The sequence below is a fragment of the Roseibium aggregatum IAM 12614 genome, assembly GCF_000168975.1.
In the GTDB taxonomy this organism is placed as follows: domain Bacteria; phylum Pseudomonadota; class Alphaproteobacteria; order Rhizobiales; family Stappiaceae; genus Roseibium; species Roseibium aggregatum.
The window spans coordinates 285,526-309,274 of the sequence record NZ_AAUW01000006.1 but is presented as its reverse complement, the minus strand read 5'-3'; the positions used below and the strand labels follow the sequence as shown (position 1 = coordinate 309,274).

Below are 23,749 nucleotides of genomic sequence, written 5' to 3'. Positions count from 1 at the left end.
TCCTCCATCTTACGTAAGTTCTGCGTGCCTGGACAGTTCCAGCTTCCATGTTGCTTTGCAAGAAGAAACTGACCTAAACGTCATAACAAAATTTTTTCTTCTTTTACTTCATGAACTTAATTGCATTAGTCCAAAGAGATGAAGCGGTCGCCGGCGGCTCTGGCCGGCATGGTGCGGCTTTACCCGTTTTGCCGAGAAGGCGAGGCAGACGGTCATATGCCTGTCACTTAAGCGGTATAGGAAGAACGCGTTCCGGACAAAATCCTTTTTCGTTCCTTTTCAGTCGCTCAACCGGTCCTGCCTCGCAGGGCCGGTTTTTTGCATGTGCTCTTTGCGTCCTGATACCCAGGTGCGACGCAATTCACACATCGCTTACCGAAAGCGATTGCCGCAGGACTTTTTCATGACTGTTCACTTGACCTGAGAAGGCGCTGGATATAGCCATTCAAAGCGCTTTGAAACCCCATAAGACCGCCTCAGAAGCGGAACGGAGACAACCGGCAATGTTCGAAGAAGCCGAAACGGGCCTGGAGGCTGATGTGCCAGCAAACATGATCAAAGACCCGGATTGGTGGCGTGGGGCGGTGATCTATCAGATCTATCCGCGCTCCTTCAACGACACCAATGGCGATGGCATCGGCGACCTGAACGGCATCTGCGAGCGGATGGACTACATCGCTTCGCTGGGCGTGGACGCCATCTGGCTGTCCCCTTTCTTCACCTCGCCGATGGACGACTTCGGTTACGATGTCTCCAACTATGAAGATGTCGACCCGATGTTCGGCACGCTTGCCGATTTCGACCGGATGCTGGCCGCCGCCCATGCACGCGGCCTCAAGGTGATCATCGACCTGGTGATTTCGCACACCTCCGACCAGCACCCCTGGTTTGTCGAGAGCCGCTCGTCACGGGACAATGCCAAGGCCGACTGGTTCGTCTGGGCCGACGCCAAGCCGGACGGCACGGTGCCGACCAACTGGCTGTCGATCTTCGGTGGCCCTGCCTGGGAATGGGACAGCCGCCGGTGTCAGTATTACATGCATAATTTCCTGACCAGCCAACCGGATCTGAACTTCCATAACCCGGAGGTTCAGGACGCCGTGCTGGGCGCTGCCAGGTTCTGGCTCGACCGGGGCGTCGACGGTTTCCGCCTCGATACGGTGAACTTCTATTTCCACGACAAGCAGCTTCGGGACAATCCCCCCCTGAGCGCGGCTGAAATGCCGTCCACCGTCGATCCGACCAACCCGTATGGCTATCAGGACCACCTCTACGACAAGACCCAGCCGGAAAACCTGCGGTTTCTGGAGAAACTGCGGGCGCTCCTGGACAAATATCCGGGTGCAACGTCTGTGGGCGAGATCGGCGCCGACGGACAGGCGGTGGAACTGACGGCGTCCTATACGGAAGCCGGCAAGCGCATTCACATGGCCTACAGCTTCGACCTGCTGACGCCTCAGCATTCGGCGCCCTACATCCGCAAGATCGTGGAAGAGATGAACGCCGGCATCGGCTCCGGCTGGGCCTCCTGGGCGCTGTCGAACCATGACGTAAAGCGGGTCGCCAGCCGCTGGGGCGAGGATCTGGACATTGCCCGGTTCGCACCGCTTGAGACCGCCCTCTGCGCCTCGTTGCGCGGCACACCCTGCCTTTACCAGGGCGAGGAACTGGGCCTGCCACAGGCCGATGTCCCGTTCGAGAAGTTGCAGGATCCTTACGGCATCCGTTTCTGGCCGGAATACAAGGGCCGCGATGGCTGCCGGACGCCGATGCCCTGGGTGAAGGACAACGGTAACGCCGGCTTCTCCGAAGCCGAGCCCTGGCTTCCTGTCCCCCAGGACCATCTGGCCCTTGCTGCCTTCGAACAGGACAAGGACGAAACCTCCATCCTCAACCGGAACCGGGCCTTCTATGCCTGGCGGCAGTCTCATGAGCCCCTGAAGAAAGGCGACATGGTGTTTCTGGACAGCCAGGACAACACGCTGGTCTTCACCCGCAGCCATCAGGGTGAAACCGTGCTGTGTGCCTTCAACCTCGGTGCCGAGCCGGCCACCGTCACCTTGAACGGACTTGAGTTGGAAAACCTCGAAGCGCCGGGCTTCAGTGGCACGCTGGAAGGTGCCACGATTACGCTTCAGGGCCTCGATGCACTGTTTGCCCGCGTGAAATCCTGATTTCCCGCCTTCAATTCAGGCTCCGGCACGGCTAAATAGTCGCGCCGGAGCTTTTCCGGCCACATCCCATAAGCAAAGCCGGACCGTTCATGACCGACCGCCTGCCCCTTTCCGTTTTCATCATCGCCCGTGACGAGGCCGACCGGATCGCCCGGCCGATCGAAAGTGTGATCGGCTGGGTGGACGAGGTCATCGTCATCGACAGCGGGTCGACCGACGAAACGGTGGCCGTGGCCGAAAAACTTGGGGCGCGGGTCGTTCACAACGATTGGCCCGGTTACGGTCCGCAAAAGCGTTTCGGCGAAGACCTGTGCCGCAATGACTGGCTGCTCAATCTGGATGCCGACGAAGAGGTGACGCCGGACCTCGCTGCAGAAATCAAAACCAAATTCGCAGACGGCAGCTACACGGACGCCGATGGCTGGCGCATCATGATCCGCGATCTTTATGCCCATGAAACCACCCCAGCCCCCTGGGCCTACGGGTATCATCAGATCCGCCTCTACGACCGGCGCAAGGGCCGGTTTTCTGCTTCGACCGTGCATGACACGGTGCGACCGGAAGAAGGCGCGCGCATCTCGAACCTCTCCGGCATCATGGCGCACCGGTCGATCCGGTCACTGGATTTTCAGGTCGGCAAATACAATCGCTATTCCGGCATGCAGGTGGACGACATGCGCGCCCGTGGCCGCAAGTTACCAAGCAGCCGCCTCCTGACCGAATTTCCGGTGAGCTTCTTCAAGGCCTATTTCGTGCGCAAGTACCGCAAATACGGCTGGTGGGGCTTCATCCTGGCCATGAACTATGCCCACGCCCGCTTTCTTCGCGTCGCGAAGGCCTATGAGGCCGAGTTGCTGGACAAGTCGAAGACAGACTGACGTTTTCACCCCATTACCCGTCCCCTCTCTCATCAGTCTGAACCGAGAGAAGGGGTTGGAGGTGAGGTGCGCGATAACAGTGCTGCCGTCTTACTGCTCCCTTCAGGCCGTGTCGCTCAGAACCTCTTCCGGTGCGGAATGGCGCTCGACCCGGATGGGCTGGCGCACGCCTGCCGCCTGGTTGAAATGCTCCAGCCGCCGGATGGTGGTTGGCGTCAGCATATGTCCGCGGGACAGAACCAGTTCGTGACCGTTTTCGGTCAGGGCATCATCGATCAGCACATCACCTGGCCGCAGCGAGCGGATGTAGCATTCGGCAACGAGCTTCTTGCGTTCTTCCGGAACGTTGTCCAGCAACGTGTCCCTGGCCAGATCCAGCAGCATCGGATCGTATTTACGCTTGTTGATGGTGAGAGCTTCGAAGGCGGCCGCGTCCGGGCCGCTTTCCGGGCTTGCATACCAAAGATCCGTCAAGAGCTTGAGGATGCGGGCGATCATCGGGATTTCCTTGCCCGTTGGCCCATCCTTTGGAAAACCCGACCCGTCGAAGCCGCGGCCTGACAGGAACAGGTATTCCGATACTTTCTCCAATTGCGGAATATTCTTCAACAGATCCCTTGTCTGGACTGGCGATCGGTCCAGAATGTTGCGCTCCTGCTCGGTCAGGCTGCGGGCGGCACGGTAGCGGGCGATGATCTGTTTCGGCAGCAACGCTTCGCCCAGCGGTGACAGCATCACCGACATCTCCAGCTCCCAGGTCTTTTTCATGCCAAGGCGCTTGGCCAGCCGCAAAGCCTGTTTGCGGACAGTGGTCGTGCGGCGGAAGGCTTCCGGGTGGAACAGTGCCAGCATATCGATGAGCAGCTTGACCGACCCGGCCAATGTGCGCTCCAGCAGCGCCCGGTCCTTGGCAAGCTGAATATGATGGGAGAGCGCCGTTTCCATGGCGCTGGCCAGATCTGTCGGCTTGCAGGGCTTTTCCAGATACATGAAGGCGTGGCCTTCATTGAGGGTTTTCTTGATGGCCTCGGCCGAGGTTTCCCGGGTCAGCATGACCCGCGCGGCTTGCGGGGCAATGGTTTCGGCGGCGCGAAGAAAGGCGATGCCGCCACGGCCGGGCAGATTAAAACTGGAAAAAACGACTGCCGCGCCATGGTTTTGCTTCAGAAACTGCAGGGCAGTTTCCGTCTCGGAAAAGCATACAACCCTCATGTGAGTGCCAAACAGGCGCTCAAAGCCCGTCTGAACCTCTTTATCCGGATCGGCAACGACTACCAGGTCCGTGTTTTTTTCCATTCACGGCTCCTTTCTCAAGAAGCAGACCTGCGAGAAAAACTTCCGCAGGTACGCCCCCTCCAGGATAGTCTCATGAGACTAATAACAAATACTTGCGCAAATCGGCGACTCTCACACACCGTCCCGACGAAAATCCGGTGTGGTCTTTGCGCCCCGCCTTGAACTATAAGGCCGCATGTTCGACGTCCTGATTGCCGGTGCCGGCCCGGCCGGTCTTTTTGCTGCGGAGCGCCTGTCCCAAAAAGGGTATCGCGTTGTGGTGATCGACCGCATGCCCTCGCCGGCGCGCAAATTCCTGATGGCTGGCCGCGGTGGCCTGAACCTGACCCATAGCGAAGACCTGACCGCTTTCCTGGCACGCTACCGGCAGGCCGCCCTCTTTCTGGCGCCCATGATCAACGACCTTTCTCCAGAAGCGCTGCGAAGCTGGTGCGAAGGGCTGGGCGAAGAAACCTTTGTCGGTAGCAGTGGCCGGGTGTTTCCAAAATCGATGAAGGCCTCTCCCCTGCTGCGCGCCTGGCTGCGCCGGCTTGACGGAAACGGCGTCCGCCTTCTGGCGCGGCACGCATTGTGCAGCATCGAAGGAGATGGACCGCTGCAGATCTCCACTTCGAATGGAGATCCTGCGGAAAAGACGGATGGAAACGGCGGCACGCAGTCTTTTTCCGTGCGCGCCTGCCTGCTGGCTCTGGGCGGTGCGAGCTGGCCGAAACTCGGCTCCGACGCCGCATGGGTGCCGATGCTGCAGGAGCGCGGCATCCGCATCAACCGGTTCCAACCGGCAAACTGCGGCTTTCAGACCGGCTGGAGCGATTATCTGAAAGAACGCTTCGCCGGCACGCCGCTGAAGCGCATCGCCCTGTCCCATGAGGGCAAGAAGGTGCCTGGAGAAGCGGTCGTATCTGCGCAGGGGCTTGAGGGCGGCGCGGTCTATGCGCTGTCCGCAGAACTGCGCGAGACGATCAACCGGACCGGCTCGGCGACACTGGAAATTGACCTGCGGCCACAGTTCAAGGTGGACGAACTGGCCACAAAGCTCTCAAGACCCCGCGGCAAGCAGTCCGCAGCCACCTTCCTGAAGAAGGTCCTGCGGCTGAGCCCGGTGGAACTGGCGCTGCTGCGCGAGACCGGCGATATCCCTTCGGAGGCCGAAAGCCTTGCGCGGCGCATCAAGTCCGTTCCCGTTATCCTGAACGCCCCCTATTCCATTGACCGGGCGATATCGTCCGCCGGGGGCATTGCGCTGAACGAACTGAATGACGGGATGATGCTCAGGAAGCTGCCCGGCGTCTTTGCAGCCGGTGAAATGCTGGACTGGGAAGCACCGACGGGCGGTTATCTGCTGCAGGCCTGTTTTGCGACGGGCGCCCGGGCGGCAGAGGGCATTGCGGCCTATCTTCAAAGCTCGGAACAGGAACAAGCAACATGACCGTGCTCTACATCGATGCAGACGCCTGCCCGGTCAAGGATGAAGCTGTTCGCGTCGGCGAGCGCCACAATGTGCAGATAAAATTCGTCTCCAACAGCTGGATGCGGCTTCCCGAAGGCGACCTGATCGAACGGGTGGTGGTGCCCGAAGGGCCGGACGAAGCCGACAACTGGATCGCCGAACGCGCCGTGGCAGGCGATGTGGTGGTGACTGCCGACGTGCCGTTGGCGGCGCGCTGCGTGAAGGCCGGCGCCCTTGTCATCGGCCCGACGGGCAAGCCGTTCCGCGAGGATGCCATCGGTATGCGCCTTGCCATGCGCGACCTCAACACGCATCTGCGAGAAATCGGCGAGATCCGCGAAAGCGGCCCGGGCTTCTCCAAGGCCGACCGCTCGCGCTTTCTCAATCAGCTTGAAACCACGATGCGCGCGGCAAAACGCTTGTCTCCCCAGTAGGCGTGCCGCTGCTTTCCGGCCATCACGCCTGCCAGCCGTATTACGGCCCCCAAACGAAAAACTCCCTGCAAGGTGGGAGGAGGACCTTGCAGGGAGTGGCCGGTGGCCTTTTCAGGCCGGTTGCGCCCGGCGAAGATGGAAACTGCCTTACTGGCAGAAGCGGTACTGTCCGGAATAGGACAGGAAGTAACCGGTGTTGGGATTGAACGAGCGGTACTTGCGGCTGCAGTAATTGTACCAGGCCGGGCTCCAGGGAGCCGGACGGTAGACGACCGGGGCCGGAGCCGGATAGTAGGCCGGCGGGGCCGGGTAATAGGCCGGCGGCGGAGCCACATAACGCGGCTGGGAAAGAGCCGACCCCAGGATGGCACCGGCGGCCAGGCCGCTGGCGACACCGACACCGACCTGCCAGCCCTTGGCGGCATGGGCAGGCGTTGCCTGAGAGGTCAAGGTAACGCCGGCAACAAGAGCCAGCGCGGAGGCGGTAACTACGAACTTCTTGAACATGACGGTGTCCCTTCCTGTCTCGTGAGGCCCTGCTGTCCGCCTCAACTCATGAAACGAACTTAACCCGCCCCCCGGTCGGGCTCTGTGACTGGTGTCACATGCTGTCACTTTGTCACCTGAGCACGATTTACCGGCTTTGTGGCCTCGGTTTGACCACTGCAAAAATCTTTCGCTTGCCGTAGGGCTCGGCTGGACCTACATTATTGCTCATCGGTACGCGTTGTGCCGTACGGGACTGACGAAAGACCCGGTTAGACTGACTTCGGCAGGGCTCCATCAAGCACTGCTCTGAATTTCCAAGCTTTCCGTTTCTTGTTGACTTCTCGTTTATCCGCGCCAGCCGGAAACGGGATGGCGCATCAAACCAGCGGAAAGGTTTCTCCATGCGCGAGAACGGCACCATTAAATTCTTCAACCATGACCGTGGCTTCGGCTTCATCACTCCGGAAAACGGCTCCAAGGACGTGTTCGTCCACATCACCGCATTCGAGCAGGCCGGTATCGGAACGCCCGTCGAAGGCGCGAAGATCTCCTTCGTTGCCGAAGACGACCGTCGCGGCCGCGGCAAGCAGGCTGCTCAGCTCGAACTGCTCTAAGGTATCAGACTGCTGCCTCCGTCTGCCGACGGCTGGCGCGGATCGACCTAAGAAAAACGGGGCCTTTCGGCCCCGTTTTTTGTTTGTTTTTTTAGGATTAAACCAAGCCTAGTATCTTCTCTCACTCAGCGTGGCCGATTTGTTCATCCTCATCCTGAGGAAGCGCGCGAGCGCTGTCTCGAAGGATGGGCGGCAACTTCCTGAACAAGTGGCCCATCCTTCGAGACGGACCTGGCGGTCCTCCTCAGGATGAGGCTCACTTTATAGAAAAGCCCCAAGCCCCCGCACGCCTTACGCCATGCAGTCCAGCAGTTCCTTCTCGCCGATCACGCCGACGATGGAGCCTTTTGCCTTCACGACAACGGGATCCTTGCTGGATTTTTTCAGCTTCGCGACTTCACGGACCGAGGCTTCGGGATCGCAGGTCAGGCCGCTGGCGAGCGAGCCCGGCAGACTTCCGGGAGGCACCATGATGTCGCGCGCGCGCAGCACGTTGAGCGGGTTCATGTGGCTGACGAATTCGGCGACATAGTCTGTTGCCGGCGTCTTGACGATCTCCTGCGATGTGCCGAGCTGGATCACCCGCCCGCCTTCCATGATCGCGATGCGCGAGCCGATCTTGGCGGCTTCATCGAGATCGTGGCTGACGAAGATGATCGTCCGGTTGAGTTCCTTCTGCAGATCGAGCAGCTCGTCCTGCAGCTTGTCGCGGATGAGCGGATCGAGTGCCGAGAACGGTTCGTCCATCAGCAGAAGCGGCGCGTCGGTCGCAAAGGCACGGGCAAGGCCAACACGCTGCTGCATGCCGCCGGAAAGTTCGTGCACCTGCTTCTCACCCCAACCGGTCAGGCCGACCAGTTTGAGCTGCGCCTCGACCTTGGCCGCTCTCTCCTTTGCGGGCATGCCTGCCAGCTCCAGGCCGAAACCGACATTTTCCGCCACCGTGCGCCATGGCAACAGACCGAAGTGCTGGAACACCATGCCGATCCGGTGCCGACGTAGCTCGCGAAGGTCATTTTCGGGGCAGGTTTCCGGATTGACGTAGCGCTTGCCGTCATGCACCTGCACTTCGCCCCGGATAACCGGGTTGAGGCCGTTGACTGCCCGCAGCAGCGTGGACTTGCCGGAGCCGGACAGGCCCATCAACACGATCACTTCACCTTCGTGGATATCGAAGGTCGCACCGGCAACGCCGAGGATCTGACCGGTTTCCGCCTGGATTTCCTGCCGGGTCTTGCCGGCGTCGATCAAAGGCAGAGCCGACTGCGGTTTTTCGCCGAAGACGATGTCGACATCCCTGAAGGTGACGACGGGTGTCTTGGTTGCATCGCTCATTTCTTGTTGCCTCCAGACGGTGCGCGGAAGAAACGGTCGAGAACGATGGCGATCAGGACGATGCAGACGCCTGCCTCAAAGCCGAGCGCGACGTTGGCCGTGTTCAGCGCCCGCAGCACCGGAACCCCGAGACCGTCGGCAGCAACAAGCGCGGCGATCACCACCATCGACAGGGACAGCATGATTGTCTGCGTCAGGCCGGCCATGATCTGTGGCAGTGCGTAGGGTAATTCGATTTTCCAGAGAAGCTGGGAGTTCGTCGCGCCAAAGGCCTTGCCGGCTTCCAGGAGCGAAGTGGGCGTCGATGACACACCGAGCTGCGTGAGCCGGATTGGCGCGGGAATGGAAAAGATCACGGTCGCGATCAGGCCGGGCACCATGCCGAGGCCAAACAGGATGAGCGCCGGGATCAGGTAAACGAAGGTCGGCAGTGTCTGCATCAGATCGAGAACAGGACGCAGAACGGCGTAGACCCGCGGATGATGTGCCGCAACAACGCCGATCGGCACACCGATCGCCATGCAGACAATCGTCGAAGCCATGACCAGGGCCAGGGTTTCCGTCGTCTCTTCCCAGTAGCCCTGATTGATGATGAGCAACAGGGCAATCGCGACAAGGGCTGCAAACGTGATCGTGCGGTGAACGAAATAGGCCAGTGCGACAAAGATGGCGACCATCACAAGAGGAGGCGGCGCCTGAAGCACCCACAAGATTCCGTCGATGATCGTCAAGAGAAAGGCGGAAATGCCGTCGAACAACCAGTAAGCGTTGTCGGTTAGCCAATCGACCCCGGCTTTCGCCCAACTGCCGATCGGGATTTTTTGTTCAGTCAGCCACTCCAACGTGAGCCCCCTTGTGAATCCTGTTGCCACGAAAAAGGACGCCGCCGCAAGCGACGGCGTCCACTTCACAAGAGACGTTAGAGGCCAAGAGCGCTCTTGACGGCCGCGAAGCTGTCTCCGCCATCAAAGGTCTTCACGCCGACGAGCCAGTTTTCGAAGGTTGCCGGATGTTCCTTCAACCAGGCGGCTGCCGCCTTGTTGGGGTCTTCGCCATCGATCAGGATCTTACCCATGATCTCGTTTTCCATCGGCAGCGAGAATTCCAGATTCTCCAGCAGCTTGCCGACGTTCGGGCATTCCTTGACGTAGCCTGCACGCACGTTCGTGTAGACGGTTGCGCCGCCGTAGTCCGGGCCGAACACATCATCACCGCCTTCAAGATACTTCATCTTGAAATTGGCGTTCATCGGGTGCGGTTCCCAGCCAAGGAAGACGATGTCCGCGTCGCGGCGGTTTGCTCGTGCGACCTGCGCCAGCATGCCCTGCTCGGAGGATTCAACCACCTCGAAGCCTTCCAGGCCGAAGAGGTTTTGATCGATCATGCCGATGATCAGGCGGTTGCCGTCGTTGCCCGGCTCGATGCCGTAGATCTTGCCGTCGAGATCGTCCTTGAACTTGGCGATATCGTCGAAGCTCTTCAGGCCTTTTTCATACGTGTATTCCGGAACGGCCAGCGTGTATTTCGCGCCTTCCAGGTTTGCACGGACCGTTTCGACGGAGCCGTCCTCACGGTAATTCTTGATGTCGCCTTCCATGGTCGGCATCCAGTTGCCGAGGAAAACATCGATGTCCTTGTTCTTCAGCGACGCATAGGTCACCGGCACGGACAGCAGTTTGACATCCGGCTTGTAGCCGAGCGCTTCCAGCACGACGGAGGTCGCGGCGGTGGTCGCGGTGATGTCCGTCCAGCCCACATCCGAGAAACGAACGGTCTGACAGCTTTCCGGCTCGTTTGCCAGGGCGGTTCCCGTGAACATCAGCCCGAGCGCCAGGCCTCCAGCGAGTGTCGCTGCTACTTTCATATGCATACCTCCTATGGAAAGTCTTGTTTCTCGTCTCTCTGCAGAGCGTGGATGTCGGAAGTTTCTACCGTCCAGAAGTTCCTTTGCCCACAGACTGCCTAACCATGATCCAAACATCCACGAGAAAAAAATGCAAGTTTTCATTGATTGACTGATCAATTAAAAATAAAACTCGGGTGTGAGACGACCTCGGCAAGGCGGAACGAAAGGCTCTGAGAAGCGCTATTCCTTTCCGTTGACGCTGCTGCACCATGATCGTGACGATGGGCACCCGGACTTGTGCTTTGCCGGAGTTGCCAGCGCCAGATCAACGGTCGGCAAGCCGAGCCGAATTCTTCTCTCACCAAGTGTCGGAGGTTAAAATGCCAAAGGTCGGAATGGAAGCGGAGCGGCGTCGCAGTCTGATTGACGCGACAGTCGATGCCATACACGAACGTGGCTACAGCGACGTGACCATGGCGCAGATCGCCAAGCGCGCGGGTGTCTCCGGCGGTCTTGTGCATCACTATTTCGGCTCAAAGGACCAGTTGCTGGCCGCCACCATGCGCCATCTCCTGACCGAACTCGGCCGGGCGATCCGCGAAAACCTCGAAAAGGCGGAAACCCCGCGTGAGCGGATCTCCGCAATCATCGCCGGCAATTTTGCGGTCGACCAGTTTCAGCCGGCGGTGATCGCAGCCTGGCTCGCTTTCTACGTCCAGTCGCGCACCACCGACAGCAACAGTCGACTTCTGAATATCTATGCCGCGAGGCTCGCCTCGAACCTGACCCACAACCTGCGGGCCTTCATGCCCCAGGACGAGGCCCGCCGGATTGCCGAGGGAACCGCATCGATGATCGACGGGGTCTGGATCCGGCAAGCGCTGCGCGACGGCAAGCCCAACCGGTCGGCCGCCATCGCCCTGGTCGAAGACTATGTGGAAACCCAGATTGCCGTCCACCTGGGGCGCAACACCAAGAATTGAGCAACTAGGATCAACATGAGCGACCAGTTCGACTTCATCATCGTCGGAGCCGGATCTGCCGGCTGCGCCATGGCCTACCGCCTGTCGGAAGACCCCGGCAACAGGGTGCTGGTGCTGGAATTCGGCGGCACGGACGTCGGTCCGCTGATCCAGATGCCGGCTGCCCTCTCCTATCCGATGAACATGCCGCTCTACGACTGGGGCTATGCCAGCGAACCGGAGCCGCACCTGGGTGGCCGGCGCCTGGCGACACCGCGCGGCAAGGTTATCGGCGGGTCATCCTCGATCAACGGCATGGTCTATGTGCGCGGACACGCCTGCGACTTCGACACCTGGGAAGAGATGGGCGCGAGCGGCTGGGGCTATCGCCACGTGCTGCCCTACTACAAGCGCCAGGAACACAGCCATGGCGGCCAGGAGGGCTGGCGCGGCAGTGAAGGCCCGCTGCACGTCCAGCGCGGTACGAAGTGGAACCCGTTGTTCGATGCCTTCAAGACAGCTGGAGAGCAGGCCGGTTACGGCGTGACTGCCGACTACAACGGCGAGCGTCAGGAAGGCTTCGGTGACATGGAAATGACGGTCCATCGCGGCCGCCGCTGGTCCGCTGCAAACGCCTATCTGAAACCGGCCCTCAAGCGCGGCAACCTGACCCTTGTGAAAGGCGCCCTGGTGCGCCGGGTCCTGATCGAGGACAAGCGCGCGGTCGGTGTGGAATTCGAAACCGGCGGTGAGATCCGCGAGGCCAAGGCCGCGCGCGAGGTGATCCTGTCGGCGTCTTCCATCAACTCGCCGAAGATCCTGATGCAGTCGGGCATCGGCCCGGCGGCGCATCTGGCTGAAATGGGGATCGATGTCGTCGCCGACCGGCCGGGCGTTGGTGCCAATCTTCAGGACCATCTGGAACTTTATCTTCAGCAGGCCTGCACCCAGCCGATTACGCTCTACAAGCACTGGAACCTGCTCTCCAAGGCGATGATCGGAGCCCAGTGGCTGTTCCTGAAGCAGGGCCTCGGCGCTTCGAACCAATTCGAGAGCTGCGCCTTCATCCGTTCCAAAGCGGGCGTGAAATATCCTGATATCCAGTATCACTTCCTGCCCTTTGCCGTGCGTTACGACGGCCAGGCGGCCGCGGAAGGCCACGGTTTCCAGGCCCATGTCGGGCCGATGCGCTCCAAGTCGCGCGGCCGGATCAAGCTGACCTCCAGCGATCCGAAGGCCAAGCCGTCGATCCTGTTCAACTACATGTCTCACGACGAGGACTGGGAAGACTTCCGCACCTGCATTCGCCTGACCCGGGAGATTTTCGGCCAGGAAGCTTTCGCCCCCTATCGCGGCAAGGAGATACAGCCCGGGGACAATGTGCAAAGCAATGAAGACCTGAACGACTTCATCCGCGAACACGTGGAAAGCGCCTATCACCCCTGCGGCACCTGCCGGATGGGGGCCAAGGACGATGCCATGGCCGTGGTTGATCCGGAATGCCGGGTCATCGGTGTCGATGGCCTGCGTGTCGCCGACAGTTCCATCTTTCCGCAAATCACCAATGGCAATCTGAATGCGCCCTCGATTATGGTCGGGGAAAAGGCATCGGACCATATTCTGGGCAAAACCCCGCTTCCTGCGTCGAACCAGGAACCGTGGATCCACCCGGACTGGGAAACAAGCCAACGCTGACCTCTGGCAGACCAGACACCTCTGGCAAACCAGGACAGTTACAAATCAAGGAGCCAACCCATGCGCGCCCAACCGCAAGCGTCCCACTATGTCGGCGGCTCATATGCCGAGAGCCAGAGCGGCACTCCCTTCGACTCGCTGTATCCTGCAACCGGTGAAGCGATTGCCCGGCTCCACGCTGCCGACGATACGGTGATTGAAGCGGCAATCCGCTCCGCTCAGGAAGGCCAGAAGATCTGGGCAGCGACGCCTCCTGCCGAGCGCGGCCGGGTCCTGCGCCGGACGGCGGAAATCCTGCGCGAGAAGAACCGTGATCTTTCCATTCTGGAAACGCTGGATACCGGCAAACCCTTGCAGGAAACCCTGATTGCCGACGCGGCCTCCGGTGCCGACTGTCTGGAGTATTTCGGCGGTCTGGCCGCGACACTCACGGGTGAACATATCGATCTGGGCTGCTCCTTCGCCTACACCAAGCGCGAACCGCTCGGCATCTGCTTCGGCATCGGTGCCTGGAACTATCCGATCCAGATCGCCTGCTGGAAGGCGGCCCCGGCTCTCGTTTGCGGCAACGCGATGATCTTCAAGCCTTCGGAAGTCACCCCGCTGAGCGCGCTGAAGCTGGCCGAAGCCTTCACCGAGGCCGGTCTGCCGGATGGCGTCTTCAATGTGCTGCAGGGCTTTGGTGATGTCGGCGCAAAGCTGGTGGCGCATCCGGCCATCGCCAAGATCTCTCTCACCGGGTCTGTTCCGACGGGTGCAAAAGTGGCCGCCCTTGCAGGTGAACACCTGAAGAAGACAACGCTGGAGCTCGGCGGCAAGTCGCCGTTGATCGTCTTTGACGATGCGGACATTGAAAACGCGGTGTCTGCCGCCATCAACGCCAACTTCTATTCGACCGGTCAGATCTGCTCCAACGGTACGCGCGTGTTCGTTCACGAGGCGATCAAGGAAGCCTTCCTGAAGCGGCTGGCGGAACGCACCGCCAATGCGGTGCTGGGCGATCCGCTGGACGAGGAAACCAATATCGGTCCGCTTGTGTCCAAACAGCAGCTCGACAAGGTGCTCCACTACATGCAGATCGGCCAGGACGAAGGCGCCCGGCTGGTCTGTGGCGGTGGCACGGCCTCGGTCGCCAGCTTCCCGGACGGCTATTTCGTGCAGCCGACCGTCTTTGCCGACGTGAAGGACGACATGCGCATTGCCCGCGAGGAAATTTTCGGCCCTGTTCTGAGCGTTCTCGACTTCACCGACGAGGACGACGTCGTCGCCCGCGCCAACGACACGGAATTCGGCCTTGCCGCAGGCGTTTTCACCAAGGACATTCAGCGGGCGCACCGGGTGATCGACCAGTTGCAGGCCGGCACTTGCTGGATCAACACCTACAATCTGACCCCGATCGAAATGCCCTTCGGCGGCTACAAGAAGTCGGGTATCGGCCGCGAGAACGGCCATGCGGCGATCGAATACTACAGCCAGACGAAGAGCGTTTACGTGGAAATGGGGGGTGTCGAGGCGGCGTTCTAAGGCGCCGAACTCCCCTGACCCTGATCATGTAACCCATTTTTCGAAGTGCCGCTCAGGCGGCTCTTCGAGAGGTTGCGGATGGGGTTGAAGTGCAGCTCGTTTCCGGTAGACATTCCGCTCTTATCCCGACCAAGCGGGAAGCCCCGTCGAGAGGGAGGGACGGAGTGTACCCTCCCCTGTTTTCTCCTTATCCCCCGTACCGTTGGAAAGCGTTTTCTACCATTCGGTATTTTGCCGATTGAAGTTTGAACGCCGGTGCCCGAGATATAAGTTCAAGCCGTATCACAGAGCACCGATGAACAAAGCTTTCCTGGATCCCGCCCCGCGCACCTACGCGCCCTACATCTATCTGACGGCACGCTCCCGCAGAGGGCCCGCCTGTGCGCCGGAAACGCTCAGCGTCGACGAATTGAAATCGTGGCTCTTGCATGAGGCGACGCGGATCGATGATGTCATGCTGATGTTCGAGGAGTTCATGTGGCGCTGCAAGGCTGCCGGGATTGCCATTGACCGGGCGACGCTGCACATCGGCACGCTGCACCCCCGTGTCATCGGTTTTTCATGGGTCTGGAACAGCCAGGACAAGTTTTGTGACGAGGTTGCCGCGGACGCAAACGCGCCCAAGTCGGAAGCCTTTACCCGCAATCCGCTGTTTCACGTCATCAACGAGGGCCAGACCATCCGGGTCAACCTGGAAAGTGACGAGGGGGCGAATTCGGCCCCCCTGATGCGGGAGCTCGCCGATCAGGGATACACGGCCTATGTCGCCCTGCCGCTCAGTTCCTCGCATGAAAAACACAATGCCATGACCCTGGCGACCCGCAAGCCAGGAGGTTTGACCCAGCAGGAGAAAGACCTGATCCGCACTCTGATCGACCTGCTGGCCCTTCACATCGAGCGCCACATCGTTCAGCGGATCGCCCGCAACGTTGCCGATACCTATCTCGGCCCGATCGCGGGTCAGCGTGTGCTGGATGGCGAGATCAAGCGCGGCGACGGCGAGGCGATCACGGCTGTCGTCTTCATGGCAGACATGCGCGGCTTCACCCAGCTTGCCGACCGGCTGAGCGGACCGGAAGTGACCGCGATCCTGAACGCCTATTTCGACAGGGTATCGGATGCCGTGCTCAACAATGGTGGTGATATCCTGAAATTCATGGGCGACGGTATTCTTGCCGTGTTCGATCAGAAAACCCTGGGAGAAACAGCGGCAGCCAATGCGGCCATGGAGGCTGCCAGGGCCGCACTGGAAGCCATCGACGAATTGAACCGCAATCCGCCTGACGAGCTTCCGGCTCCGCTTCACTGGCACCCGCTGAAGATCGGAATCGGCCTTCACCGGGGAGAGGTCTTTTTTGGCAATGTCGGCGGCGAGGAACGGCTCGACTTCACCGTGATCGGCCGCGCCGTCAACGAGACCAGCCGGGTGGAATCCCTGTGCAAACCCCTCGGCCGCGCCCTGCTTCTGACCGAACCTGTGCGCAACGCCCTGTCCGGCGATCTTCAGACCGGTCTCAGCGCAATGGGCGAACACGCCCTGCGCGGTGTCGGCAAGCCTGTCGCGATTTTCGGGGCGTGACACACACGTTTTCGTGTCATCCCGGCCGAAGCGTAGCGGAGAGCCGGGACCCAGGAGCCCCGGGCAATCGCCGCAATCCATCTTCAGTTCGATGACGGGTCCCGGATCCCCGCTTTCGCGGGGATGACAGGCCTGTTCGATCACTTCGTCAGGATCAACTTGCCCTGCTTGGTGATGGACAGACGGTAGGTTTCGTCGTTGTGGCGGATATGGATCTGGCGCTGGCCGCTGAACAGGTCCCGGGTGTCGAGTTCCGATTTGACCTCGCGTGGCGGCGTCGCCGCGAAGGCGCGCGAGGCGCGGCTGCTGGTTCCCAGGGAGAGGCGGTGCTTCTGGCTGTTGGCGGTCGGTGTCATAGCGCGCATTCGGTCCTTGGCCTTTGTGTCGCTCCTGAAACTGTTCAAAAAATCAGTTTGGTAAAGGAGCAGTGGGACATCGGAATTAAAAGATGAGTATCCAACTCAACTTTATACTTGACACTCATACTCAAGTTTTCCTATCAAGGCAATGCCTGATCGAAACGGAACCGGAAATCGCGTCCTCTGGTTTCGGATTAGACAGGCCCTCCGGGAGACCGGAGTGACAAATGCCAGGCCAGCCAACCGCCCTCTCCTCTCCCTCAGCGGCAAGCCAGCCCGGCCTTTTCCTTTAACCCGGCCCGTGCCTGACACGTGCCGTGGTGCCCCTTCCCAGAAAATCTGAAACGGATCCATCCCACGGTCAGATCCAGTACCAGTTGCTGCGTCCTAAAGACCCTTCTCTTTCAGCAGCGATCCGGGCCACCAATCGCCGACCTTGATTCGCCCAAACAAAAAAGGCGCCGACCTGACGGTGGCGCCTTCGAAACCCTGATGTGACGGCTAAGCCTTACGCGTTGGCCGCGATCGGAGCCTTTGTCATATCGATCTTCAAGAGATCGCGCATGCCGAAGCGGTCTTCCGACAGGTCGGCAATCGACTTGCCGTCCAGCACTTCCATGAACGCTTCCAGCGCCTCATGCAGAAGGCCGTTGAAGCCGCAGGACATGATCAGCGGGCAATCCTTGCGGCCACTGTCGAAACATTCCGCAAGAAGGAAACTTTCCTCGGCGGCGCGGACAACTTCGCCAACCGAAATCTTTTCTGCCGGGCGTGCCAGCATAACCCCTCCGTTCCGGCCACGAATGGTCTTGATCAGATTTGCATCAACCAGGACTTTCATGATCTTGAACAGGTGGGTTTCGGACATGTCGAAGCTGGCCGCGATATCCGCAACCTTGCTGGGTTTGTCCGGGTTGACGGCGCAGTACATCAGCGCGCGTACGGCATAGTTTGTCTGTTGTGTCAAACGCATGCACTAGATATGAGGTGCGCGCCCTGAAAGGTCAATTCAAAATTTGAATGTGGGAGACCACTTTTTGGCGAAATCGTCCGAAAACGGCCCTGAACCCGCCCTCAGGCAGGCTGCCCGGCGGGTGCGAAAGGCTCCATTTCCCCGGGCAGATTGTCCTTCAGGAACACATCTATGCCGATACGTTCCTGACCTTCGATGATCGCAGCGCCATCGCAGAGCGCCTTCAACACGCGGATCGCGCTGCGGATCTCGTGGCCGGGGTCCTGGGCTATCACGGCATCGAGCACATCGTCCTGCAGCGCTTCACGCGTATAGGGCGTCAACTCGTGACCGACAAAGACGATGCCCTCGCTGCGGCCGCTTTCCTTCAGAGCCGCGATCGTGCCCCGGTTGCCCGCGCCGATATTGTAAAGCCCGGCGAGATCAGGATGTTCAGCCAGAAGCTTTCGCATCAGATCCGCGTTGCGGGCGTTGTCGTCCCTGCCCTCGCGCACCTTCAGCAATTCCAGATGAGGAAAGTCCTGCTCCATAACATCCCGGCAGCCCTGATAGCGCTCCGCGTGGTCGCGAAGGCCGAGTGAACCGGCAATGATCCCGATCTTGGCTGGCACCCTGGGCAGGAAACGCCCGAGCAACCGTCCGGCGGTGCGCCCGGCGGCCACATTGTCGATCCCGACGAAATGCCGGCGGGAAGAGGACGGATGATCGGAGACCAGCGTGACCACGGGCACGCCCCGGTCCTGCAGCCGGTCGATGGCTGCCTGCACTTCCGGAAACGCCGGCGCGACCACCGCGACACCGTCGCACTGCGACCGGTCGAGGATCGCCAGCGTGCCGGCCACCCTGTGGCCGTCGAAAGCATCGATGGGCTCCACATGCACGTGCATACGGTCGGCGCTCATGGTTTCGGCGTGCGACAGCGCTTCGCGGGTCAGGTCTTCCATGAAGGCGTTGGGGCCATTCGGAATAAGGAAGTGCAGACGGTAGACCCGTTTCTTGGCAAGGCCTGCGGCAAAGACATCCGGCTTGTAATTGAGCGCATCAACCGCCTGCTTGACCTTTTCGATGGTGACCTTGCGGACACCCGGCCGCCCGTTCAACACACGGTCAACCGTCGCCAGGCTGACGCCCGCCGTTTCCGCCACATCGTGAATGGTTACGCGCTTCATTCATCCCCCCGGACGACAGCCATAGCCGCTCTCTTTCACCCAGACACGGCCCTTTCTCATCCCTGGAGAGACCGTCAGGTCCCACCCCAAGGACGGGCCGCGCGTTCCGGCACTTGCCGCCCATTCTTGGGGACAGCGCTGACGCGCTTCCTCAGGATGAGGGAGATCAAGGTCGCGGCGAAAGAGCGGCCTGGAGCCATACCTTCTTTTCAGTCACTATAACCAGCTCTGAGGAGCGATCATCAAAAAATGCTGCGCCGCGCAAATCTCTTCAACGAAAGGATGAAAGCGGCTGTCAGGCCACCTGGCCGGCGGCATGGCCGGACGACCAGGCCCACTGAAAATTGTAGCCGCCGAGATGGCCGGTGACGTCGACCACCTCGCCGATGAAATAGAGGCCCGGTACTTTCGTGCTTTCCATGTTCTTGGAGGAGATTTCCTTCGTGTCCACGCCACCAAGCGTGACTTCCGCCGTGCGGTAGCCTTCGGTGCCGACCGGTGTGAGCTGCCATCGGTTCAACTGTTCGGCGGCCCGGCGCAGCACCTTGTCCGACTGGTCGGCCAGGCGGCCTTTCAGGGCAAAGGCCTGCGACAACTCATCGGCCAGCCGGTTGGGCAGCAATCCGCCGAGGGCTGTCTTCAGGTCCTGTTTCGGGTTGTCCTGGCGGGCGCTCCGCAAGGCTTCGAAGACGTCGGCCTCAGGAGACAGGTTCACCGAAATCGGCTGGCCTTCCTGCCAATAGGACGAAATCTGCAGCACCGAAGGACCAGACAGACCCCGGTGGGTGAAGAGCAGGCCTTCGCGAAACGACGTCTTCCGGAACGAAACGACCGCATCCACCGAGACACCGGCAAGCCGGCCGCACAGTTCCTTGTTGGCATCGGAAAAGGTCAGCGGCACGAGCGCCGCGCGCGGGGCAATGACGTTGTGGCCGAAGCGCTTGGCCAGATCATAGCCAAAGCCTGTTGCGCCCATCTTCGGGATCGACGGTCCGCCGGTCGCCACCACAAGCGATGCTGCCCGCAACGACCCCTTGGACGTTGATACCGAGAACCGGTCGTCCGGCTTTTCAATTGCCTTGATGTCCGTTTCCAGCTGCAAGGTGCCTCCGGCCGCTTCCAGCTCGTCCAGCAGCATGCGGATGATGTCCTTCGCGCTGTTGTCGCAAAAGAGCTGGCCGAGTGTCTTTTCGTGCCAGGAAATCCGGTACTTTTCGACCAGTTTCAGAAAGTCCTGCTGGGTGTAGCGCTTCAGCGCCGACACACAGAACCTCGGGTTCTGCGAGAGAAAATTAGCCGGCGAACAATGGATATTCGTAAAGTTACAGCGCCCGCCGCCGGAAATCCGGATCTTCTCCGCCGGGTTTCTGGCATGGTCGATCACGAGCACCTTGCGCCCACGCTTCGCCGCCTCAATCGCACACATCAACCCGGCGGCACCGCCACCAAGCACAAGAACATCCAGATCACGCATGGCGGGGTGTATAGCGGGAAAATCGGGATGGGGTAAGGGAGACATGAGTTTGTTTTCTCTGCCCCTTCGTCATTCCGGACAAGCGCAGCCAAAGCTGCGCGCCGATCCGGAACCCAGCGCATAAGCGTGAGCATGAGCGAACACTTCTTCCACAGAAAGAGAAGCAGCCGCGCTTTCAGCGCGAAATATGTCTGGTTTCCGGATCTGCGTTCGGCTGCGCCTCGCTTGTCCGGAATGACGGCGGCATGCAAAGCAATAGAAACAGAAAAACCGGCGGCCCTTTCGAGCCGTCGGTTTCCTGCAAACGCTTCGTGTGAAGTCGCTTACTTCATTTCGGTCAGGACTTCGAAGCCATTTGCACCGACTTCCCAAAGGGCATAGGTGCCCGGGACGTCGCCCTTTTCATCGAAGTTGTGGTCGCCGGCTGCGCCCTTGTAATCGATGGCCTTGCCGGCTGCGATCAGTTCCTTGGCCTTCTTCCACTCGCCCGGACGGATCGTTTCACCTTCGCCGTTGGAGACTTCGGCCATGGCCGCTGCAACGTCTTCCTTCTTGCCGCCGGCCTTTTCGACCGCGAGAGCCAGCAGGAACGCCGCGTCATAGGACGTGGTGGCAAAGATCGCATCCGGATCGCCGCCGATGCCCTTGAAGGCTTCGTTGAAGATGTCGAGGGATTCGGACTGTTCGCCAACCGGCGAGGACGACACGAAGGTGGCGAGGTTTTCGGCACCCAGTTCGTTGATCACCGCTTCGGACTTCATGCCATCGCCGCCGACGAACTTGTCGAAGAAGCCGTTTTCGAGAGCCTGACGCAGGATGGTGAGGCCGGTGCCGTCGCCGTAGTCGAAGATCACCAGCGTGTCCGCACCACCCTTGGCGAGTTCGGCAAGGTTGGAACGATAGGAGGCCTTGCCTTCCTCATGCGCTGCGAACTGCGTGATTTCACCGCTGAGTTCATCGACGAATTCCGCCTTGAACGCATTGGCGAGACCGGTGCCGTAGTCGTTGTTGAGGTAGGCGACGGCGACCTTCTCGTAGCCCTGCTCCTTCAGGGTACGTGCCAGAGCGCGGCCCTGATAGTCGTCAGACGGCACGGTGCGGAACACGGTGCCCTTGTCGTCGAGCGTGGAGATTTCCGGCGAGGTGCCGGACGGCGTGATCATGGTGATACCGGCCGGAATGGTGACGGAACCGGCAGCAGCCAGAACCGCACCCGAGCAATGCGGGCCGACGACGCCGATGACGCCTTCGATGTTGACGGCCTTGGTGGCGGCGTCGGTGCCGTTCTGCGGGTTACAGGCGCTGTCGCCGACAACGCCAACCAGCTTTTCGCCATCGCCGATGCCGCCTTGCTCGTTGACCTGCTGGAAAGCGAGCTGTGCCGCATCGATCATGGCCGGAGCCATGGCTGCGATCGGGCCGGAAATGCCGCCGAGCAAGCCGATCTTGACATCGGCCTTGGCCGGTACGGATGCCAGCGCGGTTGCGGTCATCAGACCTGCAGCAAGTGCGAGAATCTTGGTTTTCATCAAAGTACCTCCTCAATATTCCGGTCTTCGCCGGGACTTTGGTTTTTCAAGGCCCTGCCTTCCGAAACGGGAAAGCTAGCCTGAGGGACGGATCTAAGTGTGATCCGCACCGGATTTTGGTGCCCGCCGGTCGCCTCTCAGAGGTTCCGGCAGCAGGCCTTCGGGACGGAAGCGCAGCACGAGCTGCAGCATCAGGCCGATCAGGAACAGGCGAATGTATTTCGCCTGTATGGCATATTCCGTGGGCAGGCGGTCGGTCGCGATTTCCGACATGGACCAGATGATCCAGACCACCGCGGCGCCCAGAATGGCCCCCCGGTTGTTGCCGCTGCCTCCCAGGATCAGCATGATCCAGACCAGGAAGGTTGCCACCATCGGGTCGATGGCTTCCGGGGTGATAGAGCGGTTGAAATGCGCGAACAGCGCTCCGCCCAGCCCCATCAGGGCCGAACCGAAGATGAAGGCCTGCAGGCGGCGGAACTCGACGTCCTTGCCCATCGCCTTGGCCGCGCCTTCATTGTCGCGAATGGCGCGCATCATCCGGCCCCAGGGAGCATTGAACTGACGTTCCACCAGCAGATAGGCCGCAACCAGCACGACGACCACGATGGCAAGATAAGCTGCCTGTGATGCCAGGTAGGCGGTTTCCTGCGCCATGGACGGAAATTCTGCCGCCGGACGCGGAATGCCGGAAATGCCCCTGGCTCCGTTGGTCAGAACGGCTTCGGACTTGACCACCAGACGGATGATTTCGGCAATGCCGATGGACGCAATCGCCAGATAGTCGGAGCGGAACCGCAGACAGATCTTGCCGATGGGCCAGGCCACCAGAGCGGCGGCAATCATCGCGCCGATCCAGCCGACGAAGAACGGCATGTCGAAGCCGCCGATGCGGCCATCGGCATGTTCCGTCGTCAGGATCGCGGACGTGTAGGCGCCAACCGCGAAAAATCCGGCAATGCCCGCGTTGAAAAGGCCCGCGAAACCCCACTGGATGTTGAGCCCCAGCGCCAGCAGCGCGTAGATGCCGATGAAGATCGCCATGAAGAGGGCGTAGTTGAGAAGACCGAGATATTCCATTTTCTCCTCCCCCCTTACAGCACTTTGCCCTTGAGCAGCCCGGTCGGGCGCACAAGCAGCATGAACAACAGGATGGCGAAGGCCATCGCGGCCTTGTATTCGCTCGGGATCACCAGAACCGACAGCTCTTCGGCGATGCCGACAACAAGCCCGCCAAGCACGGCTCCCTCGATCCGGCCGACGCCGCCCAGGATGGCGGCGGCGAACATCGGCAGCAGCATCTGCCAGCCCATCATCGATTTCAGCTCGGTGTTGAGCCCGAGAAAGACGCCCGAGGCGGCACAAAGACCGCCGACGATCACCCAGGTCAGCATCACGACCTTCTTATTGTCGATGCCCGACAGCAAAGCCAGATTGGGATTGTCCGACATGGCCCGCATGGCCTTGCCCCATTTGGAGCGCGTCAGGAAGAGTTGCAGCCCGCCGACAAGCGCGATCATGGCGATGACCGTCAGGATTTCGCGGTCGCGGATGCGCAGGCCGAAATAGTTTTCCGGACGGACAATCCCGCGCGAATAGGTTTCGGTATCGACACCCCAGACCACCTGCACCACGGCGCGGATCATCAGGGCAATGCCGAGCGAAGCCATCACGGTGACGATTTTCGGCCGCTCGCGCAGATGTTCGTAGAACACCTTGTCGATGCCGACGGCAACGGCGGCGGTTGCGATGATGGCAATCGGCAGAGCCACCAGCGGCGAAACGCCAAGGCCCGTGACGACCGCCAACGCGATGAAAGCGCCCAGCGTCGCCAGATCGCCGTGCGCCAGATGGGCATAGCGCAGAATGGCGAAGACCAGCGTGATGCCAACCGCGCCAAGCGCATAGATCGACCCGAGCACGATGCCCGGAATGACGTAGAAATTGATGAGCTCAAGAAAATCCATAC

21 protein-coding genes are annotated in these 23,749 nt (G+C 60.5%); 9 read left to right on the top strand and 12 right to left on the bottom strand.

Annotated elements, in window-relative coordinates; genetic code table 11:
• Positions 1-503 precede the first annotated feature (503 nt).
• On the top strand, positions 504-2,174 hold the full coding sequence (locus tag SIAM614_RS10610; protein ID WP_006934352.1) for an alpha-glucosidase family protein: 1,671 nt from the start codon (positions 504-506) through the stop codon (positions 2,172-2,174).
• 89 nt (positions 2,175-2,263) lie between these two features.
• A complete protein-coding gene (locus tag SIAM614_RS10605; protein ID WP_006934338.1) occupies positions 2,264-3,052 on the top strand; it encodes a glycosyltransferase family 2 protein in 789 nt (262 codons plus the stop codon).
• Positions 3,053-3,154: 102 nt separating this feature from the next.
• On the opposite strand, the gene SIAM614_RS10600 is transcribed toward SIAM614_RS10605, so the two are convergent.
• Entirely contained in the window at positions 3,155-4,348 is a 1,194-nt protein-coding gene (locus tag SIAM614_RS10600) for an HD domain-containing phosphohydrolase (protein ID WP_006934336.1), read from the bottom strand.
• A gap of 175 nt (positions 4,349-4,523) precedes the next feature.
• On the opposite strand from SIAM614_RS10600, the gene SIAM614_RS10595 reads away from it, so the two are divergent.
• Together SIAM614_RS10595 and SIAM614_RS10590 are read left to right on the top strand one after the other, a co-directional pair.
• Complete coding sequence (locus SIAM614_RS10595) at positions 4,524-5,777, top strand: BaiN/RdsA family NAD(P)/FAD-dependent oxidoreductase (RefSeq protein WP_006934335.1); 1,254 nt, start codon at positions 4,524-4,526, stop codon at positions 5,775-5,777.
• Positions 5,774-6,232, top strand: coding sequence for a YaiI/YqxD family protein (locus SIAM614_RS10590; RefSeq protein ID WP_006934333.1), 459 nt, complete (start codon positions 5,774-5,776; stop codon positions 6,230-6,232). Before SIAM614_RS10595 ends, SIAM614_RS10590 begins: the two co-directional genes overlap by 4 nt.
• Positions 6,233-6,379: 147 nt before the next feature.
• On the opposite strand, the gene SIAM614_RS10585 is transcribed toward SIAM614_RS10590, so the two are convergent.
• Positions 6,380-6,739 (bottom strand): BA14K family protein, encoded by a 360-nt coding sequence (locus tag SIAM614_RS10585; protein ID WP_006934331.1) that lies wholly within the window; start codon positions 6,737-6,739, stop codon positions 6,380-6,382.
• 383 nt (positions 6,740-7,122) lie between these two features.
• Here SIAM614_RS10585 and SIAM614_RS10580 point away from each other — a divergent pair, with 383 nt between their 5' ends.
• Positions 7,123-7,335: a cold-shock protein gene (locus tag SIAM614_RS10580; protein WP_006934329.1), complete on the top strand. Its 213-nt coding sequence runs from the start codon at positions 7,123-7,125 to the stop codon at positions 7,333-7,335.
• Positions 7,336-7,626: 291 nt separating this feature from the next.
• Here SIAM614_RS10580 and choV read toward each other — a convergent pair whose 3' ends face one another.
• The 3 genes from choV to SIAM614_RS10565 all read right to left on the bottom strand — a co-directional run bounded on the left by choV (position 7,627) and on the right by SIAM614_RS10565 (position 10,534).
• Positions 7,627-8,670, bottom strand: a complete 1,044-nt coding sequence (gene choV, locus SIAM614_RS10575; RefSeq protein WP_006934326.1) for a choline ABC transporter ATP-binding protein — start codon at positions 8,668-8,670, stop codon at positions 7,627-7,629.
• Positions 8,667-9,512, bottom strand: coding sequence for a choline ABC transporter permease subunit (choW, locus tag SIAM614_RS10570; RefSeq protein ID WP_006934325.1), 846 nt, complete (start codon positions 9,510-9,512; stop codon positions 8,667-8,669). Before choW ends, choV begins: the two co-directional genes overlap by 4 nt.
• A gap of 77 nt (positions 9,513-9,589) precedes the next feature.
• Positions 9,590-10,534: a choline ABC transporter substrate-binding protein gene (locus SIAM614_RS10565; protein WP_006934323.1), complete on the bottom strand. Its 945-nt coding sequence runs from the start codon at positions 10,532-10,534 to the stop codon at positions 9,590-9,592.
• A 362-nt stretch (positions 10,535-10,896) separates the two neighbouring features.
• On the opposite strand from SIAM614_RS10565, the gene betI reads away from it, so the two are divergent.
• The 4 genes from betI (at position 10,897) to SIAM614_RS10545 (ending at position 16,276) form a co-directional block, all read left to right on the top strand.
• A complete protein-coding gene (gene betI / locus SIAM614_RS10560; RefSeq protein ID WP_006934317.1) occupies positions 10,897-11,499 on the top strand; it encodes a transcriptional regulator BetI in 603 nt (200 codons plus the stop codon).
• 15 nt (positions 11,500-11,514) lie between these two features.
• Complete coding sequence (gene betA / locus SIAM614_RS10555; RefSeq protein WP_006934316.1) at positions 11,515-13,173, top strand: choline dehydrogenase; 1,659 nt, start codon at positions 11,515-11,517, stop codon at positions 13,171-13,173.
• A gap of 60 nt (positions 13,174-13,233) precedes the next feature.
• A complete protein-coding gene (betB, locus tag SIAM614_RS10550) occupies positions 13,234-14,697 on the top strand; it encodes a betaine-aldehyde dehydrogenase (RefSeq protein WP_006934315.1) in 1,464 nt (487 codons plus the stop codon).
• 295 nt (positions 14,698-14,992) lie between these two features.
• The gene (locus SIAM614_RS10545) at positions 14,993-16,276 is read left to right on the top strand and encodes an adenylate/guanylate cyclase domain-containing protein (RefSeq protein ID WP_006934314.1); all 1,284 of its coding nucleotides are present in this window, start codon (positions 14,993-14,995) and stop codon (positions 16,274-16,276) included.
• A 140-nt stretch (positions 16,277-16,416) separates the two neighbouring features.
• Here the strand turns inward: SIAM614_RS10545 and hemP are convergent, their stop codons facing one another.
• From hemP to SIAM614_RS10510, 7 genes are all read right to left on the bottom strand, one after another.
• The gene (hemP, locus tag SIAM614_RS10540; protein ID WP_229597957.1) at positions 16,417-16,641 is read right to left on the bottom strand and encodes a hemin uptake protein HemP; all 225 of its coding nucleotides are present in this window, start codon (positions 16,639-16,641) and stop codon (positions 16,417-16,419) included.
• A 502-nt stretch (positions 16,642-17,143) separates the two neighbouring features.
• A complete protein-coding gene (gene rirA / locus SIAM614_RS10535; RefSeq protein ID WP_006934312.1) occupies positions 17,144-17,608 on the bottom strand; it encodes an iron-responsive transcriptional regulator RirA in 465 nt (154 codons plus the stop codon).
• A 101-nt stretch (positions 17,609-17,709) separates the two neighbouring features.
• Positions 17,710-18,777 carry a LacI family DNA-binding transcriptional regulator gene (locus tag SIAM614_RS10530; RefSeq protein WP_006934310.1) on the bottom strand — a complete coding sequence of 356 codons (1,068 nt, stop codon included), beginning with the start codon at positions 18,775-18,777 and terminating at the stop codon, positions 17,710-17,712.
• 295 nt (positions 18,778-19,072) lie between these two features.
• Complete coding sequence (locus SIAM614_RS10525; RefSeq protein WP_006934309.1) at positions 19,073-20,251, bottom strand: BaiN/RdsA family NAD(P)/FAD-dependent oxidoreductase; 1,179 nt, start codon at positions 20,249-20,251, stop codon at positions 19,073-19,075.
• A gap of 323 nt (positions 20,252-20,574) precedes the next feature.
• Positions 20,575-21,780, bottom strand: coding sequence for an ABC transporter substrate-binding protein (locus SIAM614_RS10520; RefSeq protein ID WP_006934307.1), 1,206 nt, complete (start codon positions 21,778-21,780; stop codon positions 20,575-20,577).
• 93 nt (positions 21,781-21,873) lie between these two features.
• A complete protein-coding gene (locus SIAM614_RS10515) occupies positions 21,874-22,860 on the bottom strand; it encodes a branched-chain amino acid ABC transporter permease (protein WP_006934306.1) in 987 nt (328 codons plus the stop codon).
• A gap of 14 nt (positions 22,861-22,874) precedes the next feature.
• Positions 22,875-23,747: a branched-chain amino acid ABC transporter permease gene (locus SIAM614_RS10510; protein ID WP_006934305.1), complete on the bottom strand. Its 873-nt coding sequence runs from the start codon at positions 23,745-23,747 to the stop codon at positions 22,875-22,877.
• Positions 23,748-23,749 lie beyond the last annotated feature (2 nt).

Coding starts and splice junctions, on each gene's coding strand:
- SIAM614_RS10510 (WP_006934305.1), bottom strand. CDS start 23,747: ATGGATTTTCTTGAGCTCATCAATTTCTACGTCATTCCGGGCATCGTG.
- SIAM614_RS10530 (WP_006934310.1), bottom strand. CDS start 18,777: ATGAAGCGCGTAACCATTCACGATGTGGCGGAAACGGCGGGCGTCAGC.
- SIAM614_RS10515 (WP_006934306.1), bottom strand. CDS start 22,860: ATGGAATATCTCGGTCTTCTCAACTACGCCCTCTTCATGGCGATCTTC.
- betB (WP_006934315.1), top strand. CDS start 13,234: ATGCGCGCCCAACCGCAAGCGTCCCACTATGTCGGCGGCTCATATGCC.
- choV (WP_006934326.1), bottom strand. CDS start 8,670: ATGAGCGATGCAACCAAGACACCCGTCGTCACCTTCAGGGATGTCGAC.
- SIAM614_RS10565 (WP_006934323.1), bottom strand. CDS start 10,534: ATGAAAGTAGCAGCGACACTCGCTGGAGGCCTGGCGCTCGGGCTGATG.
- SIAM614_RS10585 (WP_006934331.1), bottom strand. CDS start 6,739: ATGTTCAAGAAGTTCGTAGTTACCGCCTCCGCGCTGGCTCTTGTTGCC.
- hemP (WP_229597957.1), bottom strand. CDS start 16,641: ATGCGCGCTATGACACCGACCGCCAACAGCCAGAAGCACCGCCTCTCC.
- SIAM614_RS10580 (WP_006934329.1), top strand. CDS start 7,123: ATGCGCGAGAACGGCACCATTAAATTCTTCAACCATGACCGTGGCTTC.
- SIAM614_RS10605 (WP_006934338.1), top strand. CDS start 2,264: ATGACCGACCGCCTGCCCCTTTCCGTTTTCATCATCGCCCGTGACGAG.
- rirA (WP_006934312.1), bottom strand. CDS start 17,608: ATGCGTTTGACACAACAGACAAACTATGCCGTACGCGCGCTGATGTAC.
- SIAM614_RS10525 (WP_006934309.1), bottom strand. CDS start 20,251: ATGCGTGATCTGGATGTTCTTGTGCTTGGTGGCGGTGCCGCCGGGTTG.
- SIAM614_RS10590 (WP_006934333.1), top strand. CDS start 5,774: ATGACCGTGCTCTACATCGATGCAGACGCCTGCCCGGTCAAGGATGAA.
- SIAM614_RS10545 (WP_006934314.1), top strand. CDS start 14,993: ATGAACAAAGCTTTCCTGGATCCCGCCCCGCGCACCTACGCGCCCTAC.
- betI (WP_006934317.1), top strand. CDS start 10,897: ATGCCAAAGGTCGGAATGGAAGCGGAGCGGCGTCGCAGTCTGATTGAC.
- SIAM614_RS10595 (WP_006934335.1), top strand. CDS start 4,524: ATGTTCGACGTCCTGATTGCCGGTGCCGGCCCGGCCGGTCTTTTTGCT.
- SIAM614_RS10610 (WP_006934352.1), top strand. CDS start 504: ATGTTCGAAGAAGCCGAAACGGGCCTGGAGGCTGATGTGCCAGCAAAC.
- SIAM614_RS10600 (WP_006934336.1), bottom strand. CDS start 4,348: ATGGAAAAAAACACGGACCTGGTAGTCGTTGCCGATCCGGATAAAGAG.
- betA (WP_006934316.1), top strand. CDS start 11,515: ATGAGCGACCAGTTCGACTTCATCATCGTCGGAGCCGGATCTGCCGGC.
- SIAM614_RS10520 (WP_006934307.1), bottom strand. CDS start 21,780: ATGAAAACCAAGATTCTCGCACTTGCTGCAGGTCTGATGACCGCAACC.